The sequence below is a fragment of the Thioalkalivibrio sp. ALJ12 genome, assembly GCF_000378305.1.
Lineage (GTDB): Bacteria > Pseudomonadota > Gammaproteobacteria > Ectothiorhodospirales > Ectothiorhodospiraceae > Thioalkalivibrio.
In genome coordinates, this window is sequence record NZ_KB899538.1 from 1,434,094 (window position 1) to 1,452,071 (window position 17,978).

The 17,978-nt window shown below is 65.0% G+C and carries 17 protein-coding genes; 8 read left to right on the forward strand and 9 right to left on the reverse strand.

What is annotated here, in order from left to right; all coding sequences use genetic code 11:
* Window positions 1-76: 76 nt before the first annotated feature.
* Window positions 77-988, forward strand: coding sequence for a LysR family transcriptional regulator (locus tag F467_RS0106790; RefSeq protein ID WP_018138828.1), 912 nt, complete (start codon window positions 77-79; stop codon window positions 986-988).
* A gap of 499 nt (window positions 989-1,487) precedes the next feature.
* On the opposite strand, the gene F467_RS0106795 is transcribed toward F467_RS0106790, so the two are convergent.
* A complete protein-coding gene (locus F467_RS0106795) occupies window positions 1,488-2,213 on the reverse strand; it encodes a helix-turn-helix domain-containing protein (protein ID WP_018138827.1) in 726 nt (241 codons plus the stop codon).
* A gap of 297 nt (window positions 2,214-2,510) precedes the next feature.
* Between F467_RS0106795 and F467_RS0106800 the strand changes: the two genes are divergently transcribed.
* A complete protein-coding gene (locus F467_RS0106800; protein WP_018138826.1) occupies window positions 2,511-3,080 on the forward strand; it encodes a cupin domain-containing protein in 570 nt (189 codons plus the stop codon).
* An 83-nt stretch (window positions 3,081-3,163) separates the two neighbouring features.
* Here the strand turns inward: F467_RS0106800 and F467_RS0106805 are convergent, their stop codons facing one another.
* From F467_RS0106805 to F467_RS0106825, 5 genes are all read right to left on the reverse strand, one after another.
* Window positions 3,164-3,490, reverse strand: a complete 327-nt coding sequence (locus F467_RS0106805) for a P-II family nitrogen regulator (RefSeq protein WP_018138825.1) — start codon at window positions 3,488-3,490, stop codon at window positions 3,164-3,166.
* The gene (locus F467_RS0106810; RefSeq protein WP_018138824.1) at window positions 3,487-6,621 is read right to left on the reverse strand and encodes a DUF2309 domain-containing protein; all 3,135 of its coding nucleotides are present in this window, start codon (window positions 6,619-6,621) and stop codon (window positions 3,487-3,489) included. Before F467_RS0106810 ends, F467_RS0106805 begins: the two co-directional genes overlap by 4 nt.
* Entirely contained in the window at window positions 6,618-7,370 is a 753-nt protein-coding gene (locus F467_RS0106815; RefSeq protein ID WP_018138823.1) for a hypothetical protein, read from the reverse strand. The genes F467_RS0106810 and F467_RS0106815 overlap by 4 nt, the downstream gene beginning before the upstream one ends.
* A gap of 1 nt (window position 7,371) precedes the next feature.
* Complete coding sequence (locus tag F467_RS0106820; protein WP_018138822.1) at window positions 7,372-9,054, reverse strand: NADH-quinone oxidoreductase subunit L; 1,683 nt, start codon at window positions 9,052-9,054, stop codon at window positions 7,372-7,374.
* A gap of 231 nt (window positions 9,055-9,285) precedes the next feature.
* Window positions 9,286-11,994, reverse strand: coding sequence for a cation-transporting P-type ATPase (locus F467_RS0106825; protein ID WP_018138821.1), 2,709 nt, complete (start codon window positions 11,992-11,994; stop codon window positions 9,286-9,288).
* A gap of 175 nt (window positions 11,995-12,169) precedes the next feature.
* Here F467_RS0106825 and F467_RS0106830 point away from each other — a divergent pair, with 175 nt between their 5' ends.
* The 5 genes from F467_RS0106830 to F467_RS0106850 all read left to right on the forward strand — a co-directional run bounded on the left by F467_RS0106830 (window position 12,170) and on the right by F467_RS0106850 (window position 16,161).
* On the forward strand, window positions 12,170-12,604 hold the full coding sequence (locus F467_RS0106830; RefSeq protein ID WP_018138820.1) for a CrcB family protein: 435 nt from the start codon (window positions 12,170-12,172) through the stop codon (window positions 12,602-12,604).
* Window positions 12,601-13,017: a fluoride efflux transporter CrcB gene (gene crcB / locus F467_RS0106835; protein WP_018138819.1), complete on the forward strand. Its 417-nt coding sequence runs from the start codon at window positions 12,601-12,603 to the stop codon at window positions 13,015-13,017. Before F467_RS0106830 ends, crcB begins: the two co-directional genes overlap by 4 nt.
* Before the next feature lie 85 nt (window positions 13,018-13,102).
* Window positions 13,103-14,392 carry a serine--tRNA ligase gene (gene serS / locus F467_RS0106840; RefSeq protein WP_018138818.1) on the forward strand — a complete coding sequence of 430 codons (1,290 nt, stop codon included), beginning with the start codon at window positions 13,103-13,105 and terminating at the stop codon, window positions 14,390-14,392.
* Between the two features lie 21 nt (window positions 14,393-14,413).
* Entirely contained in the window at window positions 14,414-15,442 is a 1,029-nt protein-coding gene (locus tag F467_RS0106845) for a thioredoxin fold domain-containing protein (protein WP_018994333.1), read from the forward strand.
* Window positions 15,443-15,753: 311 nt separating this feature from the next.
* Window positions 15,754-16,161: a hypothetical protein gene (locus tag F467_RS0106850; RefSeq protein WP_018139189.1), complete on the forward strand. Its 408-nt coding sequence runs from the start codon at window positions 15,754-15,756 to the stop codon at window positions 16,159-16,161.
* On the opposite strand, the gene cyaY is transcribed toward F467_RS0106850, so the two are convergent.
* The 3 genes from cyaY to F467_RS0106865 form a co-directional block, all read right to left on the reverse strand.
* Window positions 16,158-16,481 carry an iron donor protein CyaY gene (gene cyaY, locus F467_RS0106855; protein ID WP_012982299.1) on the reverse strand — a complete coding sequence of 108 codons (324 nt, stop codon included), beginning with the start codon at window positions 16,479-16,481 and terminating at the stop codon, window positions 16,158-16,160. The genes F467_RS0106850 and cyaY overlap by 4 nt on opposite strands.
* A 101-nt stretch (window positions 16,482-16,582) precedes the next feature.
* Window positions 16,583-16,975 (reverse strand): DUF423 domain-containing protein, encoded by a 393-nt coding sequence (locus F467_RS0106860; RefSeq protein WP_018139188.1) that lies wholly within the window; start codon window positions 16,973-16,975, stop codon window positions 16,583-16,585.
* 16 nt (window positions 16,976-16,991) lie between these two features.
* Window positions 16,992-17,264: a hypothetical protein gene (locus tag F467_RS0106865; protein ID WP_018139187.1), complete on the reverse strand. Its 273-nt coding sequence runs from the start codon at window positions 17,262-17,264 to the stop codon at window positions 16,992-16,994.
* A 131-nt stretch (window positions 17,265-17,395) separates the two neighbouring features.
* On the opposite strand from F467_RS0106865, the gene F467_RS0106870 reads away from it, so the two are divergent.
* Complete coding sequence (locus F467_RS0106870) at window positions 17,396-17,956, forward strand: hypothetical protein (RefSeq protein WP_018139186.1); 561 nt, start codon at window positions 17,396-17,398, stop codon at window positions 17,954-17,956.
* Window positions 17,957-17,978: the final 22 nt, after the last annotated feature.

Below are 17,978 nucleotides of genomic sequence, written 5' to 3' on the forward strand. Positions count from 1 at the left end.
TGACGAGAATCCTGGCAGCAGGACGGTGGCGCGGGTAGTGCCGGAAAATTACACTCACCGTTCCATAATCGGAACGATGAAGATGCAGGACCTCAACGATCTCTACTATTTCGCCCGCGTGGTCGAGCACGGCGGGTTTGCCCCAGCTGCACGGGCACTGGGCGAGCCCAAGTCCAAGCTCAGTCGCCGGATCGCGGCGCTGGAAGAACGCCTGGGGGTGCGCCTGTTGCATCGCTCCACCCGGCAGGTCGGCGTCACCGAGATCGGGCGCGTCTACCATGGCTTCTGCAAGGCCATGCTGGTGCAGGCGGAGGCCGCGCAGGACGCCATCGACGGCCTGCGCGACGAGCCCTGTGGCACGGTCAAGCTGAGCTGTCCGGTCGCGCTGCTGGATGCCCGGGTGGCGACCATGCTGGCGGAATACCAGCGCCGTTACCCGCGGGTGCAGCTGCACCTGGACGCGACCAACCGCCGCGTGGACGTCATCGAGGAAGGTTTCGATATCGCCATCCGCGTGGAGCCGCCGCCGCTGGAGGACAGCGAGCTTGTCCTGCGCGTCCTGGCCGACCGAGCCCAGCGGCTGGTGGCGAGCCCGGACCTGCTCCAGCGCGAGGGCTCGCCGCAGGTGCCCGCGGATCTCGCAGACCTCCCCAGCCTCGCACTGAGCCGGCCGCAGGCACGCTATCAGTGGCATCTTGTCGGGCCCGACGGTGGCGAGGCCTGGATTGCCCACCAGCCGCGGCTGGTCACGCGCAGCATGACGGCCCTGCGGATTGCCGCCTGCCACGGGGTCGGTATCGTGCAGTTGCCGACCATGATGATGACCACGGAGCTGGAGGATGGCCGTCTGCTGCCGGTGCTGGACGGCTGGGCCCCGCCGCGCGAGATCGTGCATGCGGTGTTCCCGTCGCGGCGCGGTCAGCTGCCGGCCGTGCGTGGCCTGATCGATCATCTGGCCGAAGGCTTTGCCGCTCTCGACGAGGATTGAGGTCCACAGACCGGTCAAGCCATCGTGCGAGCGGCTGTATCGTTCGCTTGTCGCGAGTTATCAGTGCATGGGGTTACCGCCTGGCTGGCAGGCGCGATGCGGCTGAAACGGCCCGGTAGTATCCCTGTTGGTGGGGGTTGAAGCCGCGCCGGCGCAGCTCTGTTTTCTCGAGCCCGGCTAGTGTTTCGGGGATCGCAGCGATGATCATGATCAGTATTCGGCCGTTGTCGATAAGGCTCCGGATCCTGGGCACGCTGTCGATGGCTCCGCGTGCGTGTGCGAACGCGGCTCGGTGAGGGTCAGCGGGCAATTGGGTCGGAGTGGGGCAAGCCGTTGCAAAGTACGGTCTGCGCGGGCAAGCCAATCGCGGCCCGTGCTGGGCGTCCCGTTGGGGCCAACCGCTGAGCGAGACATGCTGAAGACTGCCAGCTTTGCGATGGAATACTGGTGGCGACAGCCCGACGGGAATTCGGTAGAGGGACGAGGTCTGGACCGCTGGTCAGTGTTTCAGGTTCATCCCGGTGGTGGCGTCAGGGGCCGTTCTTGTGGGGGGCGACCTTGCCGCCTGTTCGGCAATGACTGACAGCTTCATCCAGCGCCCGATGCTGCGTTCCAGCTCCAGTCTTCCGAGAACCCGAATATCCCTGCGTTCGATGGCCGGCGCGAGGGGGCGCTGGCCGATCCAGACCGGGCCCAGCACCCGCACGGTTGTGGCGATGTACAGGTCGACCTCGAATCCGGGGTCGGACTGGCAGAGGTCGACATCATCGTCTTCGATCAGTAGCCACCAGCGTCGAAGTTCGGGCGGCGCGTCGCTGTAGTCGAACTGGACGACGGTCCGCCCCGAGGGAAGAGCCGCGGTATCGATGCGCCGGCGCATGTCCCACATGAGTACGCCTGCGTCCCAGTCGGGGCCGTCGGCTGCGCTTTCCACCCAGCGCCGCCCCCACAGGCCCATCGAGATGATCACCGGGCCCAGGGCCTCGCCGGCCTCCGTCAGGCGATAGTCCGCGTGTTCTCGGACTACGACGCCGCTCGCAATCAGGTCCCGCAGACGGCGGGCCAGCAGTGCACGCGACATCAGCGGCACGCCGCGATGGATCTCGTTGAAACCTGAGGACCCACTGATCAACTCACGCAGAACCAGCGGGGTCCAGCGCGTTGTCAGGATCTCCGCCGCCTTTGCCACAGGGCAGAACTGACTGTATCCCGTTCGGTCGGTCATGGCGCTTCTCCGCAGCCATTTTCCCAATTATGGCTCCGCCACCGGGTGTTTTCCGGTTCATTTTCTGAACTAGCGGGGTCGGCCTCCGCTTCGCAATGCTGATCTCACGGCGTGCCTTGTCTTGCCGTAACCCATCGCAGCCCAAACCAAGGGGAGCCGACGATGACACTCACATGCGAATCGATCGCCAGTCGAGTCCTTCCACATCAAGCCGCACGGAGTGCGTGTGCGACATACGGCGCCGAGGGTGCCGCTGTCGGGGAGTGCTCGCCCCAAACAGACCCAAAGGAGAATGTCATGAACAATCCCGGATTCCCTGCCAGGACCAGAGCCGCCATATCCCTCACGGCGTTTACGCTGCTGGTGCTCCTGGCCACGCCACTGGCACACGCGGACCCCGATCCGATCACGGCCAAGCCATTGACCGAACGTCACGCCTTTAGCGGCGAAGTCTCGATGCAGATCACGCAGGAGCTCGACGGTTTGCCCAGGAAGACCTTCGACATTGAAGACGCATCGAATGTCAGCGTATTCGAGTTCACCATCCAGCCGGGGGCCGTGTTTCCCTGGCATACCCATCCGGGGACGGTACTCATCATGGTCACGGAAGGTGAATTCGTATTCATGTTCGCGGAGGACTGTGTAAGGCGCGAGCTTGAACCCGGCATGGCCCTGGTCGATCCCGGGGACAGTGTGCACACGGCCTACAACCCCAGCCGGGATGAGCCCACGGTGGTCATTGCCACGCTGCTTGGGGTCCCGGGAGAGGGTCCGCTGACGATGCCCGTCGACGCGGACGACAACTCTGCACTGGACGAGAAGTGCGGCATTGAGCGCACGGGCGAAAACCGGCTCCATGGGCACTGAGGAGGTGATGTTCGGCTACCACGGTCGTGAGGGGGCGTCCGTGGTGGTCGCCGACCCGTGTGCTCAAGGCAAGGCGCTCGATCTCAGCCCTTGAACTTCACCAGGCGGCTGACCTGGATGTCGCAGATGAAGACAACACCGCTGTGCTGGTTGAAGAAGGGCGTGAACCCTTCGAGGATCGGTTCGACCAGTTCTTCGGGGATCGCCGCGATGATCATGATCAGGACTTCGTCCTCGTTGAACATCAGGTGCCCCGAGTGGAAGCCCTGGCTACCCTTGCCGGAGAGATTGCCGATGATGGTGTAGCCCTTGACGCCCGCCCGATCCAGCAGATCGGTGGCAAACGCCTGGTGTTCGCCTTCGAGAATGATCTCGATCTTCTTCAGTGATTTGAGATTCAGGTCGTTCATGCGCGGTTTTCCTCCACGGCAGGTCGGTCGGCCGCATCTTGTGTGGAACGGGGCGGGGGTTCCTCGCGCCAGTCGCCGTCGACGAATCGGTACAGCCGGTCGGTTTCCGGGTCGAGGATGACGCACAGTACCCAGCCATTCGCAATCAGGCTCCGGACCTTGGGCACGTTTTCAATGGCCCGGCGCGCATGGGAGAGCGGGGCCTCGATCAGGGCCAGCAACCGGATCGGGTCGTGGTAGGGCAGCCCGTCGTAGAGTACGGTCTGGGCGGGCAGGCCGGTGCGCAGGTCCGAGAGGTTGCCGGTCATGACCCCGACGCGACAGGCGACGTTATGGTAGGCCTTGCTGCCGGAGCCGTAGCGTTCGTTGTCGACCGCCGAGAAATAGTGCTCCATGTTGATCCACTGGGCGACGATCAGCGGGCCGGTCAGAATGCTTTCCAGCAGTCGGCCTTTGGGGTCGACGCGATAGTCGTAGGAATGCAGGAACGTGCGGCCCTGCAGGTCGCTCGCCGCGGTCAGGTGTCGCCGGCCGATGATGAAGCCCGCATTGCGTGCCAGACCCCATTCGGGGCGCACCTGGGCCCAGTCGACCGTGTTGCGTCGTGCCTGCCGAGCGGCCGTTATGGTATCGGGGGCGTCCTCGAGATCCGGTTCCAGGGTCTGCAGCCGCTCGCGTGCCGTTCGGCGCGTGGCGGCGCGCAGGCCGTTGCGCAGGCGCTCGAGATAGACCAGGTGGCTGGCCGGCAGCAGGTCGAGGTCATGCAGCCGGATCTCGTCGGATGTGGTGTTGTGCATGGCGGGCAGAAACCAGGCGTCATCGGGGATGTCGATGCCCTGGGTTCGCAGCCGCCGGCGAACCTCGGGCTTGTTGCCCATGTGTGCGAGCACTCGCGCGCTGACGATACCGTGGCTGCCGCCGCAGGCGCCGCAGTCCAGGGCCGATTCGTAGGGGTTGTTGTCCGACTGGCTGCCGTGCCCCGTGAGGATGATGAAACGCGAGAACTGTTCGGTCAGGCCGATGGAGCGGAGCGCCTGGGCGACAAAGTAGGCCTGCTCTTCGAGGGAAAAGCCGATTCGTCCCAGTCGCTCGAGCTGCATATGGGCATAGGAACGGTTGATCCGATAGTCGTTCCGCAAGGTCGCGATGAACTCCGACTCCGCACTCTCGCTCAGGCCGAATTCGCGGGCGAAGACGGTCTGTTCGCTGCTGTTTCCCATTGCCGTCTCGCGCAACTCGCGGATCATGGAGTCGGTGATCGCTTCGCGCTCGATGTCGAACTGCTGATGAATCGCCTGGACGATGATGACCCGCTGCTGGGCGCGAACCACCGAATCCGCCTGTTCACGGGTAAGTTTGTCGACCATCAGGCGGGTCGAGGGCTGGTCCGACTCGATCTTGTTGCGCCATCGGTGGTAGGCCGCCGGCGCGACGGTTTTGCCAATCATGTCGAATCCGAAGAGCAGACCAATGGCCTCGACGGTGAAATACGGCGACAGCACGGAGTGCTTCAGGTCGTGCAGCAGGTATTCCGCCGAGGAGTACAGGTCCAGGTCCAGCTGCTCGGCGCCCGTGGTCACCTCCAGCACGAGGTTTTTCGGCGTGACCACGACCGGGCAGAGGTGATCCTCGCTGCCCTTGCCGAGCGCGATGAAGCTCACTGGTACCCCGAAGAAGCCGGCAATGCCGTAGGTCTGGTAGTCGCCGATGGTCTCGAGTTGACGCCGGACACGTTCGGAGCGCACGTCGATGCAGAACAGCAGCTGCGCGAACGGGCGTTTTTCGCGCGGTGCGGGCGGGTCGAGCCGCAGGCCGGACAGAACGCTGCGGCGGTAGGTCGCCTCCATGGCCTCCAGCCAGACCATACCCTCGTGCCGCTCGAACTCGCCCAGCTGTTCCAGCACGGCGGCAAGCGGTCCGCGCTCGAGCCCGTCAAACAGCGCGGGATTCCCGGCGAGCGACGCCAGGGCGTGAAGCGCGCGGGCCTGGTCGCGACTTTCCGCGTGGCGTTTGGCCGGCAGGTAATGGTCCAGCTGCCGGGCGATCTCGGCCGGCCTGCCACGCGCGATAACGTCTTCGACGATCTCGGCCTGAGTCGGCAGTATTGCCCCGGTGAACAGTTCGTGGCGCAGGTAGGCCTCGCCGGGTCGCTCGGTCAGGAAGGCCTCGAGCGCCTTGCGGTCACCGGGCAACTTGTGCCGACGGCCATGTTCGCGGATCAGCGATAGCGCGAGCACCAGGCGGATAGCCAGGAAATCGATCAGGTCGGCCGGATGTTCGCGTGCCCAGTGGTAGTGGCTTGCCGTCGAGCGCCAGCGGATGAAGCCGGCCCAGCCGTGCAGGCGAGTCAGTTCGTGAACGATCAGATCGGGCCAGGCCTCTTCGGGGATCCCGATCGCGTCCAGGACATGGGCGATGATCGCCTCGGGACTGTCACACTCCGCCAGGATTTTGTGAGTGTGCTGGCCGCGCAGGAACAGGCGCGGATGGTGATGGACGACACTCTTCCACGCGGCGAACAGGCCTTGTTCGCGGCCGGGCATCTGCCATGCCGACTGACCTTCGTCGAAGTAGTCCAGGCAGATCCTGATCAGCTGTTCGTCCAGCGTGGGCCCGATACGTGTGCCGAACACTGAATCGAGCGCCTCGTAGAGCGGCCGCATAGCCGGAAACGCGGCGTGCAGCCGGTCCGCGAGTATCCCGGTATCCGTCGCAGAGGGTGTGTGTTCGCGACCGTTCAGGGCGGCCGCCACGTCGTCGGCATCGGCGAGCGTGCGCGGCGTGATGACCGGATCATGGCATTCGGTCAGCAGCGTGCAGAGCAGGTCGAGCCCGCCGATCGCCCTAAGGGCCGGGTGGCTCTCAAGAGCGGCATCGACGCGCGCCTCGAGGGTGTCACGGTCCACGCGGCCCTCGCGGAACAGTCGCTGGTAGTCGGCTCGGGGCAGGAATCCCCGCCCGTGGAACAGCTCTTCACCGCGCCGGATCGCGTCCGGGAACGGCAAGTTCTCCAGCCCGTGAAGCGGGTTGTGATGGATGAAGGTGCGCATGGGCCAGAAGTTGGGAATCGGCTCGGCCGCCATGTGCACCATCGAGCGGATCTTGAGCTTGCGTCCGAGGGTCAGCTTCACGGGGCACCTCCAGTCCACAGCAGTCCGGATACCACCAGCAATGCCACCAGTCCGGCGAAGGCCCATATCGATGTGGCCGGCAGGTCCTCGGCGATGGCGCCACTGCGCGGCCCGAACACTGTTCCTTGCAGCAGCCGCGCCCCTGCCCAGCTCCACAGCAACCAGGTCAGCAGGACCCCGAGGGCAACCCCGGGCGTGGCACCACCCAGCAGTGTCAGCAGAGCGAAGAAGCCGGGGAACAGTGGCAGGGCCATTGTGCAGAGCGTGGCTACCACGATCATGCCCGACAGGCGGGGGAGATCCCGCGCCAGCCCGCCATGCAGTCCGGTATAGGCGGTCTCCAGTCGTCGAACAAGCGCATCGCGTACCAGGAGCATCAGCAACGGGGCGGCTGTCATCGCGAGGGCGAAGCCGATCACGTCCGTCTCAGCCGGCCGCTGCAAGGCGAACAGCCACACCAGGGGCCAAGTGGAGCTGGCCAGCAAGGCCGCCCAGCGCCCGACGTCGCGGATGGTCAACAGGCGAAAGGCGTACAGGATCGCACTCAGGGTCGCCCAGACGACAAGCACTCCAGCGAATGGTGCGATATCACCCCACAGGATCAGTGCCACGCCGATCTGCGGCCAGGCCACGAAAAGCGCCACCTGCACGTAGGTGTTGCTGATGCGCGCAGCCAGCGCATTGAACGCCAGGCTCATCGGGAACAGTGGCAGGAAGAATGCCGCGACGAGGATCAGCAGAGCGGACATCTCAACCCCACCTCAGCCAGAGATTCAGGCGCCGGGAACCCGCCAGCAGCGAGACCGTCATGCGAGTGTAGAGCTCGGCGACGTAGAACTCGCGGGAGAACAGCGAGTACAGCGTCAGCCAGGTGCGTCCATGTTCCCTGTCGACCCGCTGGCGGCGCACGTGGGTCAGATAGGCGCCCATCCACCCGGCCACCATGACCAGCGCCAGTAGCGCGATCAGCACACCGAAGGTGATCTGGTCGATGCCTGCCGCGGTATAAAGCGCTTCGCGGAACTCGGCATCCGGATACAGGAAGCTCTCGAAGCTGTGCCCGACAAAGCTGTAGCCGACCACGATTACCGCGAATGACAGGACGATCAGGGCCATCATGCGCAAGGGATTGCCGGTATCCAGCCGGTGCGTGGCGAACAGCACCTGGACGCCCGTGATCCAGCCAAAGAACAGGAGCACGATCGCGCCCTGTTTCTGGAAGAAGTCCGGGGCCACCCAGTAGTGTGCGAGCACCAGGATCACCAGCGGCACGATCAGCATCGCAGCCCCGATCAACAGCCATGGCAGTCGGGCCGGGGCCGACTTGCGTTCGACCAGAAAGTCGTAGAGCGGGTCGTTCGGCACGCCGTCGTGCTTGCGCGCGGCGCCAATTACCTTGCCGGCACCCAGGAACAGCGTGCCCTTGAACAGCCCGTGGGCAATCAGGTGGAAGATCGCCAGCGCGAACGCACCCGCACCGGTCTCCATGATCATGAAGCCCATCTGGCCCACGGTGGAATAGCCCAGCGACTTCTTGATGTCGTTCTGCGCGAGCATCAGCATCGAACCGAGTACCGCCGTGAACAGGCCCACGATGAACAGCAGATGCAGGACCTCGCTGCTGTGGACGAATACCGGCGCGAAGCGATTGATGATGATGCCGCCGGCGTTGACGATACCCGCGTGCATCAATGCCGAAACCGGTGTCGGTCCCTCCATGGAATAGGGCAGCCAGGTGTGCAGCGGGAACTGGGCGGATTTGGCAAAGGCCGCCAGCGCCACCAGGAAGGCCACGGTTCCGGCCACCGGCAGGTCCAGGAACGTACGGGCGTCCGGCGCCGCTTCGATCCGGGCGAACAGGGTGGGGAAGTCCAGCGCCCCGTAGGCCTGGAAGAGCACCATCGCGGCCAGTACCAGCGGCAGGTCACCCAGGCGATAGGTAATGAACGTCCAGAACGCGTAGCGCTGCGCGTTAACGGGTTCGGTGTTGTGCGCCAGCAGGAAATAGAGAAAGACGCCGATCAGATGCCAGGCCACCAGCAGGGTGATCAGATCGCCGGCCATGACCATCAGCAGGATCGAGCCGGTCATCAGATCCAGCAACATGAAAAAGCGCGCGTACCCCGGCTCCTCGATCATGTAGCGGATCGAATAGATGTGGACCACCAGGCTGATGCCGGCGACGACCAGCGCCATGATCGCGCTCAGCGGGTCGATCTGCAGACTGCCCCAGCCGCCGGCCATGACCGTCCATTGCGGCCCTGTGTCTCTGGCGATGTAGGCGATCAGCTGGAAAGCGGCCACCAGCACGACGAGCAGGTTGATGCCCACGCTCAGCCGTGCGACCCGTTTGCCGAGTCGGGCACCGAACAGATGGACGAGTAATGCCGAGAGGAAGGGGAGGAGAGGGATCAGCCACTGCGTCTCGATCATTGTCTCGACCTTGGTTGGCGCTGTTGGCTGCCCGTCGGGGTGTTGACTTCGATGTACCGGATAATAGGTAAAGAAATATCCAAAAACACGCCGTCCGGATACAAAACAGGTGGGCCGATTGCAAACTCTGGCCCTTCATCACGGGAGGCGTACGCGGGCCCCGGCGGGCTGTCCTGCGTGAGCCAGTCGCGGACGGGGGCGGCCGCGGCCGGCTGCCGGCTCGGTGCTCCTTTACTGGTGCGGGTTGAAGCCCCTGCGGCGCAACAGGGCCTTCTCGAGCTCCACCAGGGTAAAGAGGATCAGGCCGAACGCGAGGATGCGCAGCCACTCTTGCGGTCCGATGGCGGTGGTGCCGAACAGGAGTTGCAGTGGCGGGGCATAGGTAAAGAGGCTCTGGAGCACGATCAGGATCCCGATTGCGATCAGGGCCGGTCGGCTGGCGACGAGGCTTGCATGGCTGAGAGCGGGCGCCAGAAGAGAGCGGCTGGTAAGCATGAAGAACAGCTGCCCCATGACCAGGGTGTTGATGGCCACCGTACGGGCGAACTCGTGTTCGGCCCCCTGCTGCTCCAGCCACAGGAAGTGGCCAAAGGCACCGGCGACCAGCAGGGTGGACACGAAACTGACGCGCCAGAGCAGGAAGCCGGACAAGATAGGCGTATTGGGCGGGCGAGGAGGGCGTTGCATCACGCCCGGCTCGGTCGGTTCGAAGGCCAGCGCCAGGCCGAGGGTAACCGCACTGACCATGTTGACCCACAGGACCTGCACCGGGGTTAGCGGCAAGGTCAGACCCAGCAAAATGGCAGCGACGATCGTAAAGGCCAGTCCCCCGTTGCTGGGCAGCAGGAACATGATCGCCTTTTTCAGGTTGTCATAGACCGTGCGGCCTTCCTCGACCGCATTGGCGATGGAGACGAAGTTGTCGTCGGCCAGCACCATTGCGGAGGCCTCGCGTGCGGCCTCGGTACCCTTCAGCCCCATGGCCACGCCAACATCGGCGCGTTTGAGTGCAGGGGTGTCGTTTACGCCGTCACCGGTCATTGCCACCACGTCGCCGTGGCTCTGAATCGCGCGAACGAGCCGCAGCTTGTGCTCCGGTGTGGTGCGGGCAAATACGTCGACCCGCTGGACCATCGCCTGGAGGTCATCGTCCGAGGTGTCGTCCAGTTCGTGGCCGACCACGACACCGCCTTCGGTGCTGATGCCCAGTTCGTCGGCGATCGCCCGTGCGGTGACGCCGTGATCGCCGGTGATCATCTTCACGCGGATCCCGGCTCTCTGACAGTGAGCCACCGCTTCGATTGCCTCTTCTCGCGGAGGGTCGATGATTCCGCAGACAGCAACCAGGGTGAGGCCTCCGTTCTCGATGTCGTCGAACTCGAGTTCTCGGCAGTGCCTTTCCATGCGTTTGGTAGCGAGAGCGAGCAGGCGCTGACCGCGGGAGGCGACATCATCCATCCACTGCTGCCAGTGTTCGGTGTCCAGCGGCTCATCCTCATCGTCGGTGCGCTGGTGGCTGCACAGCGCCAGTACGCGTTCCGGCGCGCCCTTGAGGAAGAGGAAGGCGTGCCCCTCATGATCGTGGTGCAGGGTGGCCATGAACTTGTAGGATGATTCGAACGGGATCACGTCGTCGCGCACAAATTCCTTGTTCACGAGCTTCGGCTCCAGCCCGCCCTTCATCGCCGCGGTGATCAGGGCGCCTTCGGTCGGGTCGCCTTCCATGGTCCACTGGTCGCCCTTGAGATAGACCTCGGCGTCGTTGCACAGCAGGATACCGCGCAAGGTCTCGGCCAGCAGGGGATCGGTCTCCGGATCGGCCTCCTGGCCGTCGCGGGTGACCCCGCCGTGCGGCTCGTAGCCCACCCCGCCCAGTTCGTACTCTGCCTGGGTGGTGATGATGCTCTTTACCGTCATCTCGTTACGGGTGAGGGTGCCGGTCTTGTCCGAGCAGATGGTGGTAACCGAGCCCAGGGTCTCGACCGCCGGCAGGCGGCGGATGATCGCGTGACGGGCAGCCATCCGCTGAACCCCGATCGCCAGGGTGATGGTCATGATCGCTGGCAGCCCCTCGGGAATCGCCGCAACGGCAAGGCTGGCTGCAGCGAGAAAGGTCTCTACCAGGTCGTAGTCGCGCACCCAGAAGCCGAATGCAAAGGTGAGTGCCGCCAGCACGCCAATCGCGACTGACAACCAGCGGCCAAACTGGGCGATCTGCTGAAGCAGCGGAGTGGTGACGCTCTCCACTTCGCCAAGCAGGGTGGAGATGCGGCCGATCTCGGTATTGGCGCCCGTGGCCACCACTACGCCGCGCCCCTGGCCGAAGGCGACCAGGGTCCCGGAGTAGGCCATGGACTGACGGTCGCCAAGATCGGCGTCGCTGTCCACGGGGTCGGTCTGTTTGTCGCTGGCGATCGACTCGCCGGTCAGCGTGGCCTCGTCGACCCGCATATTGTGCGCCCCGATCAAGCGCAGATCAGCCGGGACTCGGTCTCCGGCCTGCAGATAGACGATATCGCCGGGGACGAGCTTCTCGGCGGGAATGCTGCGGCGTTGCCCCTCCCGCAGGACTTGCGCCTGGGGCGAGAGCATCCCGCGGATGGCTTCGAGGGCCTTTTCGGCCTTGCCCTCCTGGATGTGGCCGATGGTGGCATTGATCAGCACCACCCCGAGGATTACGCCAGTATCCAGCCAGTGACCAAGGAGCGCTGTGCCAACGGCTGCGGCGATCAGTACGTAGATCAGTATGTTGTGAAACTGCCCCAGAAAGCGCATCAGCGGTCCACGGCGTGGCGGCTGGGGCAGCCGGTTGTACCCGTGTTTTTCCAGCCGCTGGTGGGCGGTTTCGCTATCCAGGCCGTCAGCGTTGGTGCCAAGGGCATCCAGGGTCTGGTCGACGCCCCGGCTGTGCCAGTCGCGGTCTGGTTCGCGATCGCTCATGTGTATCCCTGACGGATGGCGGCTGTACATTGCTTCCGGTTGTCCTAATCATGCGCCGGGAAAGGCGATGTGTCAGGGCTTGTCGATGAACAGGCGCACTAGCGTGTGCCGAAGCATGGCCAAGTTGTATTTGAACAGATCCGCGGAGGGCGCTGAATCGGTGCGCCGAATGCAAATGCTCGACAGGCCGACTGCGGGCACAGACAATGCCGTCATGATCGACTGGTGGGAGGGCCTTGTGCTGGTGGGGGCAGGGGGCGCGCTGGGAGGGCTGGCGCGCTTCTGGCTGTCGCAGTGGATTGATAACCGCACCGGAGGCCGTTTCCCGTGGGGGACGCTGGTCGTGAACGCCTCGGGCGCGCTGCTGATCGGCGTGACGATCGGGCTGGTGGCGGACCCCTCCGGAGCGCGCTGGCTCTGGTTGTTGCTGGTGGTGGGGGTGCTCGGCAGTTTCACCACGGTCTCCTCGTTCAGCCTGCAGACGTTGGGTGTTGCGGAACGCGACGGCTGGCGCCCGGCGATCGCCTACGTCCTGCTCACACTGGGTGGTGGGCTGGCGCTGGTGTATATCGGCCATGCGCTGGGCCGTGTCGCGGGTGGTGCGGCATGACGGGCTACTCGCTGCGCCTGTCCGCGTTCGTCGCCCTGGGGGCCGCGCTGGGCAGCATGGCGCGCTATGGCCTGTCGTGGACCGGGCTGCACCTGATGGGAACCGGGTTTCCCTGGGACACGCTGGCGGTGAATGTGGCCGGCTCCTGGCTGATTGGGCTTTACGCCGTGATCAGTGCCCCGGAGGGTTGCCGGCCCGCCGATCCGGTGAGCCGCCAGTTTGTCCTGGCCGGCTTCTGCGGGGGCTTTACGACGTTTTCGGTGTTCAGCCTGGAGAGCCTGTGGTTGCTGGAGACGGGCGATCCCGGACGTGCGGCGCTGTATGTGTCCGTATCCCTGGTGCTGTGGCTGGCGGGCGTATGGCTGGGTAGCGTGCAGGGGCGTCGCTGGAATGCCGCTGCGTCACGCGGCTGAGGCCGGACGGGCCTGACGGCCCGGCCATGGACGGGGCGCGGCCGCGACCGTAGACTTCCCGGTCGTTTGTGAACGGATTACCGACATGCTGGATATTCGCAGTCTGCGCCAGGACCTGGACGCGACCGTGGCGGCCCTGGCCAGCCGCGGCTTCGAGCTCGACCGCGAGCGCTTCGAGACGCTGGAAGCGCGGCGCAAGGACCTTCAGGTTCGTACCCAGGAACTCCAGAACGAGCGTAATACCCGCTCCAAGGGGATCGGGCAGGCCAAGGCGCGGGGCGAGGATATCGAGCCCCTGAAGGCCGAGGTCGGTCGTCTGGGTGATGAACTCAAGCAGTGCGAGGCCGACCTGCATGGCGTGCAGCAGGAGCTGGACGCGCTGCTGATGCGCATCCCGAACCTGCCGCAGAAGGACGTGCCCGTCGGCAAGGACGAGGCGGCGAACGTCGAGGTGCGCCGCGAGGGCACCCCGCGCGAGTTCGATTTCACCCCCCGCGACCACGTGGACCTGGGCCTGCCCGGCGGCTGGCTGGATTTCGAGGCGGCGGTACGCGTGGCCGGCTCCCGCTTCGTGGTGATGCGCGGCGAGATGGCGCGTCTGCACCGCGCGCTGACCCAGTTCATGCTCGACCTGCACACCCAGCAGCATGGCTACCAGGAAACCTATGTCCCGTACCTGGCGAATCCGGAGTCCCTGGAGGGGACGGGCCAGCTGCCCAAGTTCGATGAGGACCTGTTCTCGGTGGACTGCGACCAGCGTTTCCGGCTGATCCCGACCGCCGAGGTCACGCTGACCAACCTGGTGCGCGAGCAGATCCTCGAGGCCGGCGCGCTCCCGCTGAAGATGACCGCCCACACCCCGTGCTTCCGCTCGGAGGCGGGCAGCTACGGGCGTGACGTGCGCGGCCTGATCCGCCAGCACCAGTTCGAGAAGGTGGAGCTGGTGCAGGTGGTGCATCCGGAACAGTCCGGCGCGGCCCTGGAAGAGCTGCTCGGGCACGCGGAGACGGTGCTGCAGGCACTGGAGCTGCCCTATCGCGTAATGCTGCTGAGTACCGGCGACATGGGCTTTGCGGCCGCGCGCACCTATGACCTGGAGGTCTGGTTGCCGGGCCAGCAGGCCTACCGCGAGATCTCCTCGTGCTCCAATTTCGAGGCCTTCCAGGCGCGGCGTATGCAGGCCCGCTTCCGTCCGGAAGCAGGCAGCAAGCCCGAGCTGGTGCATACCATCAACGGGTCCGGTGTCGCGGTGGGTCGTGCCCTGGTCGCCCTGCTCGAGAATCACCAGCAGGCCGACGGCTCGATCACGGTCCCGGAGCGGCTGCGTCCCTATCTCGGTGGAACCTCGGTCCTGAAACCGCCGTCTGAACAGTAAGTTGATTCAGGCGGGGTGGATGTGAGCCAAATCGGAAAGCCAACTGCGTTCGTCAGTCTGCTGGTGCTGCTGCTTTGCTGGCCGCTGTGGGCGCAGGCCGAGATCGAGGAGGGCTTCGATTTCGACGATTCACCGCGGATCATCGGCCTGCACGCACCGGACTGGTTCGAGCTGAGCTTTCTCGATCTGCCGGAGGACCTGGAACGTGCCGTGGAGCGCGGCAAGCAGGGGCTGGCCGTGTACTACGGGATGGACGACTGCCCGTACTGCGAACAGCTGTTCGAGGTGAATTTCGAGAAAGAGGACATTCGCGCGCAGCTGTCGGACAACTTCGATGTGGTGGCGATCGACGTGCTCGGCGACCGCGAGGTGACCGGGCTGGACGGGGAGGTCAAATTCGAACGCGAATATGCCTCGGAACAGCGGCTTAACTTCACCCCTTCCATCGCCTTCTATGATAACGAGGGCGAGCGCATCCACCAGATGCGGGGGTACTACCCGCCGTATCGATTCCGCGCGCTGCTCGACTACGTGACCGAGCGTCACGACCGCGAGATGAGTTTCCGTGATTATCTCGACCGCGCCGACCCTCCGCCCAAGTTCGACACGGACGACATCAACGAGCGCGACTTCTTTATTAACGAGCCCTATGCGCTGGATCGCAGCAAGATCCCCGCGCAACGGCCCCTGGTGGTGTTCTTCGAGCGCGAGGCCTGCCATGCCTGCGATATCCTGCATACCGAGCCGTTGCAGGAAGACGAGGTGCTGGACCGCATCGCCCTGATGGATGCCGTCCAGCTGGACGCCGAGGACAGTGACACGCCGGTACTGACCCCGGACGGTCAACGCACCAACCCGCGCGACTGGGCGGCGGAACTGGACGTGCACTGGGCGCCGACTCTGATCTTCTTCGACGAGACGGGCGAGGAGATCATCCGCATTGATTCGGTCGTGCACCTGAACCGGCTGCGCAACGTGATGGACTATGTGCTCACGCGCGGCTATGAGGACTATCCGACCTTCGAACGCTGGCGCGCCCAGCAACCATAGCCGTAAGGGAAACACTGATTCATGTACACACTCGCGTTGGCACCCCCGGTTTTCCGAGAGAAGGCGCGGTGCGCAGCCGGTAGTGGTTCTACCGGCAAGGGCCGCAACGCAGGATCGGGGAACCGGGGGTGCCAACCCCAAGGGGCTCGGCCGCCCGTTTTTGATGACAACGGGCGCGCGCACGGCGTTGCGGCTCCCTTGTGCAGAATGACTGCACGGCGGTCACCGCGCCTTGTTCGCACGCAAAAGCGACTCGAGCGCGAGCGTGTACATGAATCAGTGTTTCCCTAGGCGGCCGAGGACCGAACTGCATGCATTTCGAACGTGACTTCGTCGTGCGCAATCGCGATGTGCTGGAGGCCATTGTGGCCCGCGCTCACCGTGTCGCGCTGGGGATCTTTGTGCTGACCTTCAGCGGCTACGGGATCGCCGTCTGGCTTTGGTTTCAGGAGCAGATGTGGGCGGCGCTGATCACCGCGACCGTCAGCTACCTGGTGTTTCGCCAGTTCCGCATGCTGGCGCTGGGGATCGCGCGCATGCCGCTGCGAGGGGACCCCCAGGCGCTGGAAGCGACCCGGGCACTGGATAACGCGCTGGAAGAGGACCGGCCGCATCCGGTGCTGGCGGAGCTGGAGGCCCACCTGCGGGCGCTGGATGAGGAGGGATCTCCGGAGGCGTCGTCGCAGGAGGGTGAAGACGGCCGGTCGGGCCGAGACTAGAGCTCGACGCGTACGCCCAGCTTCTGCCCGATCACGCGGGCTACGGTCTCGTGCAGGTCGTCCCCGTTACGGTCATCCAGCCAGGCATCTTCGTCCTCGTTGTAGCCGAAGTGAGCCGGGCCCTCGGGCGAGGACAGCCAGATCTGCTGCGCAGCCTCCTGGCGGTTCAGGATCATCTGCGCCCCGTCCTCGAATTCGAGGGTCAGGACACCGTCGATCAGGTCGATGTCCAGGTCGTCGAGACCGTCCTGGTCGCTCAGGCGGTTGTAGATCTCGTCGAGGGTCTGTTCGGCGAATACGGCGAAGGAGGGCTGGCTCATGGGTCTCTCGGTTCAGTCAATGCTTGTGGCGCAGGCAGTATAAATGTTGGATGCGCTGAGAAAAGCCAAGTCTGGCTTTGTCCGGGTTTGCAAATGTCTTGCTACGCCCGCCAGGCGGCGATCGCTAGGCTCAGCCAGCCGAGGATGAAGGCGGTGCCGCCCAGAGGTGCGATGGCTCCCAGTACGCGCGGGGCGCCCAGTGCCAGGGCATACAGGCTGCCGGCAAAGAGCAGAATGCCAAGCACGAAGGCGACGGCGCTGGCGGTGGCCCAGCCGCTGGCCAGGTGCGACCACAGCGCTGCCAGTAGCAACAGGGCGAGGGCATGGATGAAGTGATACTGGACGCCGGTGTCCCAGGTGGCCAGCGCGCGCTCGGACAATCGTTCTTGCAGGGCATGTGCGCCGAAGGCACCGAGCACCACCGCGATGGCGGCGAGCAGGGCCCCGATCACGACTAGGGCGCGGATCATCGGCTCGGTCTCCGTACCTGGCATCAGTGTTTCCCTAGGGCTAGGCGTCGTCGCCCATCTCGCTGTCGTAGTCCTTCCCGGGGATCCAGCCGTGCTCGCGGGCACGCTCGATCGCTGCATCGTGGATGCGCGTGTGGCGCTCGCGAAGCTCGGGCGGGAGGTTGGCGATGCGCAGGTCGTACTTGTCCCACTCGGCGTTGACCTGGTCGTGGAGCTGCTGGATGCGCCCGAGGTCCCACCCCTCGCAGGTCTCGGTCTCCGGCAGGAAGCCGAAGACCCAGGCATCGCGGATAATATTGCCGACCGGCGTCATGCCGCCGTACAAGTCATTGTGGATGCCGATGTAGTGGCGGCGTCCGGAGCGTCTGGCTGTAGTCATGCGCGTAGTGTAGAGGCACGCCGGCCAGGCGCAAAGCACATTCTTTACAGACCGGAGTACTCACGATGCAGCCCGCGGGCGAAAGCCTGAATCGAATACGGATCCGCGTCCTGATGAAGCTGATGGTGCTGGGCGGGGTGGTGATGTTCGCCGGTGTCCTTGCGAGCTACGCCCTGTCCATGCTGGGGGGCGGGGAGACCGAGCGCCGCGTCGTGGAGCTGGATACGATCGCCCCCGGCGAGCTCAAGCGGCTGGACTGGGAGGGTCGGCGCATCCTGGTCCTGCACCGTGACCCGGCTCTCCAACAGGCGCTGGGCGAGGATGACGAGCTGGTCGATCCACGCGCCCGCCGGGGCCAGCAGCCAGACGGGCTGGAACTGCCGCTGCGTAGTCTGCGGCCGGAGTGGCTGGTCGTGATCGGCGAGAGCACCGATCTCGGCTGCGAGCTGGACCTGGTGCACCCGGACGCGGCGGAGGACTGGTCCGGCGGGTTCGTCGATCGCTGCCGTGGGGGCCGCTATGACGCCGCCGGACGGGTGTATGACGGGCAGGACGCCCGGCGCAATCTGCCGATCCCCGAGTACCGTTTCTCCGGAGACGACAGGCTGATTCTGGGTGGTTCGTGATCGGTGAGGCGCGCGTGGGCGG